The 11,379-nt window shown below is 71.2% G+C and carries 11 protein-coding genes; 8 read left to right on the top strand and 3 right to left on the bottom strand.

Annotation, left to right across the window (positions count from 1 at the left end; genetic code table 11):
* Window positions 1–4: 4 nt before the first annotated feature.
* Entirely contained in the window at window positions 5–1,015 is a 1,011-nt protein-coding gene (locus J4030_RS03560; protein WP_208047837.1) for a glycoside hydrolase family 3 protein, read from the bottom strand.
* Between the two features lie 19 nt (window positions 1,016–1,034).
* Here J4030_RS03560 and J4030_RS03565 point away from each other — a divergent pair, with 19 nt between their 5' ends.
* On the top strand, window positions 1,035–1,382 hold the full coding sequence (locus J4030_RS03565) for a hypothetical protein (RefSeq protein ID WP_208047838.1): 348 nt from the start codon (window positions 1,035–1,037) through the stop codon (window positions 1,380–1,382).
* Here J4030_RS03565 and J4030_RS03570 read toward each other — a convergent pair.
* Window positions 1,333–2,556, bottom strand: a complete 1,224-nt coding sequence (locus tag J4030_RS03570; RefSeq protein WP_208047839.1) for a class I SAM-dependent methyltransferase — start codon at window positions 2,554–2,556, stop codon at window positions 1,333–1,335. The genes J4030_RS03565 and J4030_RS03570 overlap by 50 nt on opposite strands.
* Before the next feature lie 248 nt (window positions 2,557–2,804).
* Between J4030_RS03570 and groES the strand changes: the two genes are divergently transcribed.
* Both groES and groL read left to right on the top strand, forming a co-directional pair.
* Window positions 2,805–3,098, top strand: a complete 294-nt coding sequence (gene groES, locus J4030_RS03575) for a co-chaperone GroES (RefSeq protein WP_179479219.1) — start codon at window positions 2,805–2,807, stop codon at window positions 3,096–3,098.
* Window positions 3,099–3,245: 147 nt separating this feature from the next.
* Window positions 3,246–4,862 carry a chaperonin GroEL gene (groL, locus tag J4030_RS03580; RefSeq protein WP_208047840.1) on the top strand — a complete coding sequence of 539 codons (1,617 nt, stop codon included), beginning with the start codon at window positions 3,246–3,248 and terminating at the stop codon, window positions 4,860–4,862.
* Between the two features lie 69 nt (window positions 4,863–4,931).
* Here groL and J4030_RS03585 read toward each other — a convergent pair whose 3' ends face one another.
* Window positions 4,932–5,156, bottom strand: coding sequence for an RNA-binding S4 domain-containing protein (locus J4030_RS03585; RefSeq protein WP_374221975.1), 225 nt, complete (start codon window positions 5,154–5,156; stop codon window positions 4,932–4,934).
* A 215-nt stretch (window positions 5,157–5,371) separates the two neighbouring features.
* Between J4030_RS03585 and shbA the strand changes: the two genes are divergently transcribed.
* The 5 genes from shbA (at window position 5,372) to J4030_RS03610 (ending at window position 11,370) form a co-directional block, all read left to right on the top strand.
* Entirely contained in the window at window positions 5,372–5,950 is a 579-nt protein-coding gene (shbA, locus tag J4030_RS03590; protein WP_208047896.1) for an RNA polymerase sigma factor ShbA, read from the top strand.
* Entirely contained in the window at window positions 5,947–6,795 is an 849-nt protein-coding gene (locus J4030_RS03595) for a hypothetical protein (protein ID WP_208047842.1), read from the top strand. Before shbA ends, J4030_RS03595 begins: the two co-directional genes overlap by 4 nt.
* A 48-nt stretch (window positions 6,796–6,843) precedes the next feature.
* Window positions 6,844–8,370 carry an IMP dehydrogenase gene (gene guaB / locus J4030_RS03600; protein WP_243762813.1) on the top strand — a complete coding sequence of 509 codons (1,527 nt, stop codon included), beginning with the start codon at window positions 6,844–6,846 and terminating at the stop codon, window positions 8,368–8,370.
* Window positions 8,371–8,422: 52 nt separating this feature from the next.
* Window positions 8,423–9,544, top strand: a complete 1,122-nt coding sequence (locus J4030_RS03605; RefSeq protein WP_208047843.1) for a GuaB3 family IMP dehydrogenase-related protein — start codon at window positions 8,423–8,425, stop codon at window positions 9,542–9,544.
* Window positions 9,545–9,645: 101 nt separating this feature from the next.
* Window positions 9,646–11,370, top strand: coding sequence for a GMC family oxidoreductase N-terminal domain-containing protein (locus tag J4030_RS03610; RefSeq protein ID WP_208047844.1), 1,725 nt, complete (start codon window positions 9,646–9,648; stop codon window positions 11,368–11,370).
* Window positions 11,371–11,379 lie beyond the last annotated feature (9 nt).

An 11,379-nucleotide genomic window follows, 5' to 3' on the forward strand; every position in this document is an offset into this window, starting at 1 on the left:
GCGATCACCGGCAGCGGAGCAGTCCCAGTCTCGCCTTCGTGGCCAGCACCCGCCGTACGGCGGCCTCCACGACGCCCGCGAACGCCCGGTCCGCCGTCATCCGGGTCAACAGCCCGCGGGTGAGCCCGGGTGCGAGGTCGGGCGCCGCGGTGAGCAGCACGTCCCCGCCGGCCTGCACGAACCGCACGGCGCGCTCGCCCACCGGGGTGGCCGCCAGTGCGGGAGTGTGCACGTCGTCCGTGATGACCAGACCGCCGAAGCCGAGCCTGTTGCGCAGCAGCCCCGTGATCACCGCGCGTGAGAACACGGCCGGTCGGCGGGCGTCCAACCGCGGATAGCGCGCCGAGGAGACCATCACGGCCTGCGCGCCGGCGGCGATCCCCGCGGCGAACGGCCGGAGGTGGGGGTCGGTCACGCTCGCGACGGGGTCGGTGATGCCGGTGGAGCTGGTGTCGGTGTTGGCGGTGATCCGGCCGAGGCCGGGGAAGTGCTTGAGCGTGGCGCCCACCCCGGCCGCCCGCATCCCGCGGACCACGTCGCCCACCGCTCCCGCGACGGCGCGCGGGTCGCTGCCGTACTCCCGGTGGAAGGCCCCGATCGGCGCGTTCCGGATGCCGATGGCGGCGGGCACCGTGTCGGCGACGGGTGCCAGGTCCAGGTTGAGGCCCGCGGTCCGCAGTGCGCGGGAGAACGACGCGGCGTACGCCGTGCGCGCGGCCGCGGACATCTGCGCCTGGGCGGTGGCCGAGGCGATCGCCGGGAATCCGCTGCCGCGCAGCTCCTGCACCTCCCCGCCCTCCTGATCGGCGGCGACCAGCAACCCGGGAGAGCCGGCGCTCGTCGCGCGCGCCTGCAAGGCCGCCGATGCGGCGCGCACCGTCGCCGATCCGCGCCAGCCCCCTGCGTAGTAGACCGACCCGACGTGGGAGACGGTGATCGCGCGTCGGACGGCCGCGCCCCCGCCGGTCGTCATCCCCACCATGACCAGCTGACCGGCGCGTTGCGCGGGCGTCATCCGGACCACGAGCGAATCGATGCAGGTCGCCGGCTTCGTCGATTTCTTCGGCGCGCTCGTACGGGTCGGCGAGGTCGAGGTGCGAGTCGTCGGCGTGCTGGGCGTCGATTGGGGAGAGCGGGAGGTGGAGGACGGGGTCGACGACGTCGCCCGGGGCGTCGGGGTCGCGCGAGTCGCGTTCGTGGTGCGGCCCGCGGCGGCCGAGATGGCCCCGCCCGACGCCGAGGACATGGACGACGCCGATCCGGCACCCCCGGAACAGGCGGCGAGCGCGAGCACCACGGGCAGGGCCGCGGGAGCGAGACGGCGACGCCGGCTCACAGCGGGGTCACCACGAGCACGACCTGCGCGCCGCCCACCCGGGTGATGACGATGGTGGTGGAGCGGTCGCCCTGCAGCCGCAACTGGCGGCGCAGCTGGTCGGCGTCCAGTGACACCCCGCGCTTCTTGATGGTGAGGTTGCCGGTGTCCCGGTCCCGCAACAGGGCGCGAAGCCCCTTGAGGTTGTAGGGCATCGCGTCCGTTATGGCGTACCGGCGGGCCCACGGCAGCTGGACGTCGGCGAGCCCGGTGACGTAGCCCACCCCTGGTGACAGCTCGCGTCCGTCGGCCGCGTTGACCAGCGCCCCGACCAGGCCCGCGCGGAGGACGGCGCGGTCCGGTTCGTAGAGGTAGGGGCCGAGACGGCTGAGTTCGGCGGGCATCGGCTGGGCACCCGCGGCGTCCTGCTCGGTGACGAGGGCGCCGACGTGCTCCCGCAGCACGCACGCGGTGCGCCCGGGTGTCCGCACGGTGGCGCCGGCCCACAGCGCGCACTCCAGGACCTCCCCGTCGTACGACGTCCATTGCGCCTCCACGCCCGGTGGCACCGCCGCGTGCGGGAAGGCCGGGCTGAGCTTGGCCCCGGCGGCCGGGGTGCGGGTCAGGTAGCCGCGCACGTCGTCCCAGGACGGGCTGATGTCCTCGAGCCGGAAGAGCCGGCGGGTGCGTCCCTGGGCGTCGGCCACGCCCGGGGTACGCCGCGCCGGGTCGACCCACACCCCGCAGGATCGGCCGTCCTCGCCGGTCGGGATGTCGACGTGCTCGGCCGCCGCGTGCCGCACCTGGGCCTGTGGCCAGTGGCGCAGATTGACGGCGGCGATCGCGGCGGTCGCCTCGTCGGCGTCGACCGCAGTGAGGGCGATCCCGGCGCGGGCCGTGGCCATCGCGTCGGCGCCGATGCCGCAGCCGAGGTCGTAGACGTGACGCACGCCGGCCTCGGCGAACCGGGTCGCGTGGTGCTCAGCGATCCGGGCCCTGGTGGCCTGTTCCAGGCCGTCGCGGGTGAAAAGCATCTCGCGGGCGGCGGCGCCGAACTTGGCCTCGGCGCGGGCCCGCAGATCGGACTGGGTGAGCGCTGCCGAGACCAGCTCGGCGTCGAACCCCTCGCCACGCAGCCTGGTCGCCAGCGACATCGTCTCGGACGCGTCGTACGGTGGCAGGGACTGCAGCAGACCCCACCCCTCGCCCGACGCGAGCCGGTGCACCAGGGCGGGATCCATGGCGGACATTCTGACGCACGACCGGCTCGCTCCTACGCTCGCGGCGCCCCTCCGTGCGGGTTTGGCACTCGAGTTGCACGAGTGCTAACGCGCGGCATAGATTCAGGGCTGGCACTCCCCCTGGGACAGTGCCAGTGCAGGCACCGAGGCCGACCCCGCGACGGCGTCCTCGAACCGCCTTCACCGGCGAGGTTCCCAGGGACCACCAACTCCCTGCCATCGGCAGGCCACCAAGGAAGGTCCCCACCGTGTCGGTCAACATCACGCCGCTCGAAGACCGCGTCGTCGTCAAGTCCGTCGAGGCCGAGCAGACCACCGCCTCCGGCCTGGTCATCCCGGACACCGCCAAGGAGAAGCCCCAGGAGGGCGAGGTCCTGGCCGTCGGTCCCGGTCGCATCGACGACCACGGCAACCGCGTCCCGCTGGACGTCGCCGTCGGCGACAAGGTCATCTACAGCAAGTACGGCGGCACCGAGGTGAAGTACTCCGGCGAGGAGCTGCTCATCTTGTCCGCCCGCGACATCCTCGCGGTCGTCAAGTAACTCCGTCGTCACGTAGCTGACGACATCTCGTACGTCGCACGCCCCGGCTGTGGGCCCGTCATCAACGCTGCCGGGCCCGCCGCCGGGGCGTCGTCGTACCAGCTGCCTGCCTCCCGCACGCATCCACGAGACATCTAAGGACCACACATGGCTAAGACGCTGGAGTTCAACGACTCCGCCCGCAAGTCCCTCGAGCGCGGTGTCGACGCACTCGCGAACGCCGTCAAGGTGACGCTCGGCCCCAAGGGCCGCAACGTCGTCATCGACAAGAAGTGGGGCGCCCCCACGATCACCAACGACGGGGTGACCATCGCCCGCGAGGTCGAGCTGGACGACCCCTACGAGAACCTCGGCGCGCAGCTCGCCAAGGAGGTCGCCACCAAGACCAACGACGTCGCCGGTGACGGCACCACCACCGCCACGGTGCTCGCCCAGGCCATGGTCAAGGAAGGCCTGCGCAACGTCGCGGCCGGCGCCGCGCCGTCCGCCCTGAAGCGCGGCATCGACAAGGCCGTCGAGGCCATCAACGACCGCCTGCTCGCGACCGCCCGCGAGCTGGAGGGCAAGGACGAGATCGCCCAGGTCGCCACGCTGTCCGCGCAGGACAGCACCGTCGGTTCGTTGATCGCCGAGGCGTTCGACAAGGTTGGCAAGGACGGCGTCATCACGGTCGAGGAGTCCTCCACCGCGATCACCGAGCTGGACTTCACCGAGGGCATGCAGTTCGACAAGGGCTACATCAGCCCGTACTTCGTCTCCGACCCGGAGCGGATGGAGGCCGTCCTGGAGGACGCCTACATCCTGATCAACCAGGGCAAGATCTCGGCTGTCGCCGATGTGCTGCCGCTGCTGGAGAAGGTCGTGCAGGCCGGCAAGCCGCTGCTGATCATCGCCGAGGACATCGACGGTGAGGCGCTGTCCACCCTGGTGGTCAACAAGATCCGTGGCACGTTCAACGTCGTCGCGGTGAAGGCGCCGGGCTTCGGCGACCGCCGCAAGGCCATGCTGCAGGACATCGCGATCCTCACCGGTGGCCAGGTCGTCGCCGAGGAGATCGGTCTGAAGCTGGACCAGGTCGGTCTCGAGGTGCTGGGTCAGGCCCGGCGCACCGTGGTCACCAAGGACAACACCACGGTCATCGAGGGCCAGGGCGACTCCGCCGATGTCGACGGACGCGTCAAGGAGCTCAAGGCCGAGATCGAGCGCACCGACTCCGACTGGGACCGCGAGAAGCTGCAGGAGCGGCTCGCGAAGCTGGCCGGCGGCGTCTGCGTCATCAAGGTCGGCGCGCACACCGAGGTGGAGCTGAAGGAGAAGAAGCACCGCATCGAGGACGCGATCTCCGCGACCCGCGCGGCCATCGAAGAGGGCATCGTCGCCGGCGGTGGCTCCGCACTGGTGCACGCCTCGGCCGCACTGCAGAACCTCGCGCTCGAGGGCGACGAGGCCACCGGTGCCGCGCTGATCGGCAAGGCCGTGGTCGAGCCGCTGCGCTGGATCGCCGAGAACGCCGGCCTCGAGGGCTACGTCGCGGTCTCCAAGGTCCGTGACCTGGAGCCGGGCAACGGCCTGAACGCCGCCACCGGCGAGTACGGCGACCTGATCAAGTCCGGTGTCATCGACCCGGTCAAGGTCACCCGGTCGGCGCTGCGCAACGCCGCCTCGATCGCGTCGATGGTGCTCACCACCGACACGCTCGTGGTGGAGAAGAAGGAAGAGGAAGACTCGGCGGACGCCGGGCACAGCCACGGCCACTCGCACTGAGCTGAGCTGAATCGCACGACGACGAGCCCCCAGCCGCACGGCTGGGGGCTCGTCACGTTCGAAGGGGTCTCAGTCGGCGACGACGTGCACCTCGACGTCGCCCAGACGGACGACGGCGCCCACCGGCACTGCCCGCGCGCGCCGGGTCTCGACCTCACCGTCCACGAGCACCTCGCCGCCCTGGATCAGGGCCCGGGCCTGCGCACCGTCCTCGACGACTCCTGCGAGTTTGAGCAGCTGGCCGAGCCGGATGGATTCGTCGCGGATGGGCACCTGGAGTGGGGCGGTCGTCATACCGGCCATGGTGTCAGGCGTGCGACCGGTGACCCCCGCAATTGACGACGGGCACGCGCGGCTGGTTACGGTGGACTGCCACCATCGGTCGAGCAGGCGACCCGGTAGGTCGAAGGAGCTGGATGAGTTTCGGCGGTCCGCAGCCGACACCCCACGAGCAGTGGGGCTCTCCGGCGACCCTCGGCGACGGCGTAACGAAATCGGCTCGGCCCACGATGGAACCGGCGGACGTGCAGATTCCGCTGTGCGACCTGGTGGCAGATGCCTGCGATGGGGACGCGGCAGCCACCGACCAGTTGATGGCAGCTGTGCACCAGATCGCCCTCCGGTACGCGCGGGGGCGGCTCGGGCGGCACTCGGCTGCCACTCATGCGGCCGCGGACGCGGCGCAGGAGGTGTGTGTGGCCGTCTTGACCGCACTGCCCCGCTACGTCGACCGCGGACTTCCCTTCGAGGCGTTCATCTATCGGATCGCCGCCAACAAGGTGGCCGACGTCCAGCGATCCGTCATGCGCGGCCCGCAGCCCACGGACGAGGTGCCCGAGTCGGTGGACAGCGCACCCGGCCCCGAGGCCGCCGCCGTCGCCGGTGAGCAGGCGGACCGGATCTGGAAACTGCTCCACAGGCTCTCCCCGCAACACCGCGAGATCCTCACCCTGCGGGTCGCCGTCGGGATGAGTGCCGACGAGACGGCTGCTGCGCTCGGGATGACGGCCGGTGCCGTCCGGGTGGCTCAACACCGCGCCCTGACGCGGCTGCGTTCGCTGCTTCCCAGCGGGGGTGAGGCGCTGTGACCCCTCCCTCCATCCACCGCATCCAGAGCGACGACGAGCTGCTGGACCAGATCGGCTCGCGCGCCGGAGGGCACAGCGCCCGCGGGGACGACGCCGTCACGGATCTGCTCACCGGCTGGGTCGACCACGTGGACGACCTCTGCTCCCCGCGCGTCGAGAAGGCCGCCGGCCGGTACGCGCGCACCCGGCGCGGAGGTGTGCGCGCGGGGGTCGCTGCCGCCGTGCTTGTGGGCACGCTCTCCGTCAGCGGGATGGCCGCTGCGATGACCAGCACCACCGTGCCTGTCCTGCACCAGCTGGGTCAGGTGACGAGGGGTCTGGTCTTCGAGGCCCCCGAGGTCGCCACCCAGCACCAGACGCCGTCACCCGGTGCGCCGCTGGCCGCGGACACCCCCACCACGCTGCTCACCGCGCCGCCGCTGCCGGGCTCCCCGCAGGACCTCATCACGGTCTCCTCGTCCTCCGTCCGATCCTCAACCCTCTCGCCCTCGTCGATCTTCCGGCGCCCGGCGCCGGGATCGACCTCCTCGCGGCGGCCGACGAGCTCCCGGACCGCCCCGACGCGCACGTCGAAGCCCACGACGACGGCGCCCACGATGACGACGTCACCCAAGCCCACCACCCCGCCCACGACGGTGGCGCCGACCACCGCGCCAGGTTCGACCGGTTCGCCGCCCAGCACGACCTCGGTGCCGACCCGCACCGTGCGGCCGACGTTGCCGACGAACCCGGCGACGAGTTCGCCCACCTCGACGATCATGACGAGCCCGACACCGCGGCTGTCCACGTCGACGTCCTCCTCCCCGCCGGCGCCGTCCTCGACCCCCACGGGCAGCGCCGGCTGATCCCGGACCACGGAAATCGTCGGTGCCGCAGCCGCCTATAATCGGGCAATGGCGCAGGACAATTTCGAAGACCGTTCCGTCCCCGCGATGTTCGGCCCGCTCGGACTGACGTACGACGATGTGCTGCTCTTGCCGAATGAGACCGACGTCATCCCCAGCGAGGTCGACACCACCAGTGCTCTGACCCGCGAGATCAGCCTGAAGGTGCCGCTGATCTCGGCGGCGATGGACACCGTCACCGAGTCGCGGATGGCCATCGCGATGGCCCGCCAGGGCGGCATCGGAGTGCTGCACCGCAACCTCTCGATCGCCGACCAGGCCGACCAGGTCGACATGGTCAAGCGCACCCAGACCGGCATCATCGACCGCCCGGTGACGATCGGGCCGGACGCCACTCTGGAGCAGTTGGACGAGATCTGCGGTCGCTACCGCGTGTCCGGCCTCCCGGTCGTGGACCCCGACGACCGGTTGATCGGCATCATCACCAACCGCGACCTGCGCTTCACCCCCGTCGCGGAGTGGGCCACCACCAAGGTCGACGAGGTGATGACCCACCCGCCCCTGGTCACCGGGCCCGCCGACATCAGCCGCGAGGCTGCCACGACGCTGCTGCGCCAGCACAAGCGCGAGCGGCTTCCCCTGGTGGACGGCGAGGGCCGACTCGCGGGGCTGATCACCGTCAAGGACTTCGTGAAGTCCGAGCAGTTCCCCCTTGCGTCCAACGACGAACACGGACGGCTGCTGGTCGCGGCTGCGATCGGTTACTTCGGCGATGCGTGGGAGCGCGCCACCACTCTCGTCGAGGCCGGTGTCGACGTGCTGGTGCCCGACGTCGCCAACGGGCACGCCCGGCTGATGCTCGACATGATCCGCAAGCTCAAGTCCGATCCCGCCACCCGGCACGTGCAGATCATCGGCGGCAACGTCGCGACGTACGACGGTGCCAAGGCGCTGGTCGAGGCCGGTGTCGACGCGGTCAAGGTGGGCGTCGGCCCGGGGTCGATCTGCACCACCCGTGTGGTGGCCGGCGTGGGGGTGCCGCAGGTGACCGCGGTGTACGACGCGGCGCAGGCCGCACATCCGGCCGGCGTGCCCGTCATCGCCGACGGCGGGCTGCAGTACTCCGGCGATATCGCCAAAGCCCTCGTAGCGGGAGCGAGTTCGGTCATGGTCGGCTCGTTGCTGGCCGGCTGCGAGGAGTCGCCGGGGGAGCTGATCCTCATCAACGGCAAGCAGTTCAAGGCCTACCGGGGGATGGGTTCGCTCGGCGCGATGGCCTCGCGCGGCAAGACGTCGTTCTCCAAGGACCGCTATTTCCAGGCCGATGTCGCCAGCGACGACGAGATCGTGCCGGAGGGTATCGAGGGCCGGGTCGCCTACCGCGGACCTCTCGGCGCGGTGACCCGGCAGCTGGTCGGTGGGCTGCACCAGTCGATGTTCTACGTCGGCGCGCGCACCGTGCCGCAGCTGCAGGAGCGCGGCCGCTTCGTGCGGATCACCTCCGCCGGGCTGAAGGAGTCCCACCCGCACGACGTGCAGGGCATCGTGGAGGCGCCGAACTACTCCGGTCGCTGACCCGCGGCGCCGCGGTTCGGGCCGCGGAGGCCGCGCCCGCTAACCTGACGCGGTGAGTGAGATCGAGATCGGCCGCGGCAAACGAGGACGTCGGGCGTATTCGTTCGACGACGTGGCGGTCGTGCCGTCGCGACGCACCCGGGACCCGGAAGAGGTGTCGGTCTCCTGGCAGATCGACGCGTACCACTTCGATCTGCCCGTGATGGCCGCCCCGATGGACTCGGTGATGTCCCCGGCCTCCGCGATCGCCCTCGGCCAGCTCGGCGGACTGCCGGTGCTGGACCTCGAGGGCCTCTGGACGCGCTACGAGTCGCCCGAGCCGCTGCTGGCCGAGATCGCCTCCCTGGATCCGGCGAACGCGACAGCGCGGATGCGCGAGCTCTACAACGAGCCGATCCGACCCGATCTGATCGAGTTGCGGCTGAAGGAGATCCGCGGCTCCGGCTGCACGGTCGCCGGCGCGTTGTCACCCCAGCGCACCCAGGAGCACTGGCGCACAGTGGTCGACGCCGGTGTGGACCTGTTCGTCATCCGGGGCACGACGGTGTCCGCGGAGCACGTCTCCGGCCGCGCGGAGCCGCTGAACCTCAAGCGCTTCATCTACGAGCTCGACGTGCCCGTCATCGTCGGCGGCGTCGCGACGTACACCGCGGCGCTGCACCTGATGCGCACCGGCGCCGCCGGTGTCCTGGTCGGCTTCGGCGGGGGAGCGGCGCACACCACCCGGCGCACCCTCGGCATCCACGCGCCCCTGGCGTCGGCCGTCGCCGATATCGCGGCCGCTCGGCGCGACTACATGGACGAGACCGGTGGGCGCTACGTACACGTCATCGCCGACGGCGGACTCGGCACCAGCGGCGACGTGGTCAAGGCCGTCGCCTGCGGCGCGGACGCCGTGATGCTGGGCGCGGCGCTGGCTCGCTCGACCGAGGCGCCGGGGCGCGGTTTCCACTGGGGCTCCGAGGCCCATCACCACGACCTGCCGCGCGGCGAGCGGGTCGAGGTCGGCACCGTCGGCACCCTGGAGCAGATCCTGACCGGCCCGGGCCAGTCCGCCGACGGCTCCACCAACATGGTCGGCGCCCTTCGGCGGGCCATGGCCACCACGGGGTACTCCGACCTCAAGGAGTTCCAGCGGGTCGAGGTTGTCGTGGCCCCGTACCAGCGCAGCTGAGTCCGACGCGCCGTTCGGCTTCCCTTGTGTGACCGTCGTCACCTACTCTGCAGTAACTACCGCAGGGCACCTGGCCTCGACGAGGAAAGCGATGGATGGCGATGACGACGTACGACCATGACGTAGTGGTGATCGGCTCCGGGTTCGGCGGCTCCGTGGCGGCGTTACGCGCCGCTGAGAAGGGCTACGACGTGCTCGTCTACGAAGCGGGGCGCCGTTTCGAGGACTCCGACTTCGCCAAGACCTCCTGGGACGTGCGCAAATACCTGTGGGCGCCGGCGTTCAAGTGCTTCGGCGTGCAGCGCTACCACCGGCTGCCCGACGTGATGATCCTGGCCGGCGCCGGCGTGGGCGGAGGTTCGCTGAACTACGCGAACACGCTCTACAAGCCGCCGACCCCGTTCTTTGAGGACCCGCAGTGGGCCGGCATCACCGATTGGGAGGACGAGCTCACCCCGCACTACGACGTCGCGCGCCGGATGCTCGGCGTGGTCGAGGACAACCCGTGCTGGGGCGCCGCCGAGGAGATCATGCAGAACGCGGCCGCGCAGCTCGGTGCATCCGACACCTTCCGCAAGACGCCCGTCGGGGTGTTCTTCGGTGAGGCCGGCAAGACTGTCGCCGACCCGTACTTCGGTGGTGAGGGGCCGGAGCGCACCGGCTGTACGGAGTGCGGCAACTGCATGGTCGGGTGCCGGGTCGGGGCGAAGAACACCTTGATGAAGAACTACCTGGCGCTCGCCGAGCGCAAGGGGGTGCGGATCGAGCCGATGCGCACGGTGGTGCGGCTGGAGCCGCTCGGTGGCGACGAGGGATTCCGCGTCACCACCCGGTCCACCGGGGCATGGGTGCGCGCCGACCGGCGTACGGTCACCGCCCGCCAGGTGGTCGTCGCGGCGGGCACCTGGGGCACCCAGCAGCTGTTGCACCGGATGAAGTCCGCCGACGTGCTGCCGCGGTTGTCCGACCGGCTCGGCGTGCTCACCCGCACCAACTCCGAGGAGCTGGGCGGGGCGGCCGCCGTGCGAGTGCCCGCGGATGCGGCCGTCGACCTCACGAAGGGAGTGGCGATCACCACGTCGTTCCACCTCGACGGCGACACCCACGTCGAGAACTGCCGTTACGCCAAGGGCTCCAACCTGATGGGGCTGATGTCGACCCTGCTGATCAACGGCGACAAGTCGCTGCCCGGCCGGACGAGGGAGCTGCTCACCGAGTTCGCGAAGCAGCCCGTCCGGCTCAGCCGCGCCCTCGGCCCGAAGTGGAGCGAGCGCACCATCATCGCGCTGGTCATGCAGTCCCTGGACAACTCGATCACCGTCAGCGCGAAGCGTCGGCTGGGCCGGGTTCGCCTCACCAGCACGCAGGGCCACGGCGAGCCCAACCCGAGCTGGATCCCGACCGGGCACAAGGCGATCCGCGCGATCAGTGACCAGCTGAGCAAGCTCGGCGACGTCGACGTGGTGCCCGGTGCGTGCTGGCCGGAGTTCCTGGGGATGCCGATGACCGCGCACTTCCTCGGCGGCGTGACCATCTCCGACTCGCCGCGGACCGGGGTCATCGACCCCTACCACCGCGTGTGGGGCTACCCGGCCCTGTCGGTCGTCGACGGGGCGGCGGTCTCGGCCAACCTCGGCGTCAACCCCTCGCTCACCATCACGGCCCAGGCCGAACGCGCGCTCGCGATGTGGCCCGCGAAGGGCGCGGACGACGTACGCCCGGCTCAGGGCGCGGCGTACGAGCGGGTGGCGGCTCCGGCAGCACGCGTGCCGGGTACGCCGCTCGGGATCCCCGAGGTGCCCGCGAAGGTCCCGACCGCGGTCTGACCCGGCAGG

The sequence above is a fragment of the Allobranchiibius sp. CTAmp26 genome (assembly GCF_017565405.1).
Taxonomy (GTDB): domain Bacteria; phylum Actinomycetota; class Actinomycetes; order Actinomycetales; family Dermatophilaceae; genus Allobranchiibius.

Bases quoted from the DNA above. Each gene is read 5' to 3' on its own strand.
- J4030_RS03610 (WP_208047844.1), top strand. From the start codon at position 9,646: ATGACGACGTACGACCATGACGTAGTGGTGATCGGCTCCGGGTTCGGC.
- J4030_RS03565 (WP_208047838.1), top strand. From the start codon at position 1,035: ATGCAGGTCGCCGGCTTCGTCGATTTCTTCGGCGCGCTCGTACGGGTC.
- groL (WP_208047840.1), top strand. From the start codon at position 3,246: ATGGCTAAGACGCTGGAGTTCAACGACTCCGCCCGCAAGTCCCTCGAG.
- J4030_RS03585 (WP_374221975.1), bottom strand. From the start codon at position 5,156: ATGACGACCGCCCCACTCCAGGTGCCCATCCGCGACGAATCCATCCGG.
- J4030_RS03570 (WP_208047839.1), bottom strand. From the start codon at position 2,556: ATGGATCCCGCCCTGGTGCACCGGCTCGCGTCGGGCGAGGGGTGGGGT.
- guaB (WP_243762813.1), top strand. From the start codon at position 6,844: ATGGCGCAGGACAATTTCGAAGACCGTTCCGTCCCCGCGATGTTCGGC.
- J4030_RS03560 (WP_208047837.1), bottom strand. From the start codon at position 1,015: ATGACGCCCGCGCAACGCGCCGGTCAGCTGGTCATGGTGGGGATGACG.
- shbA (WP_208047896.1), top strand. From the start codon at position 5,372: ATGGAACCGGCGGACGTGCAGATTCCGCTGTGCGACCTGGTGGCAGAT.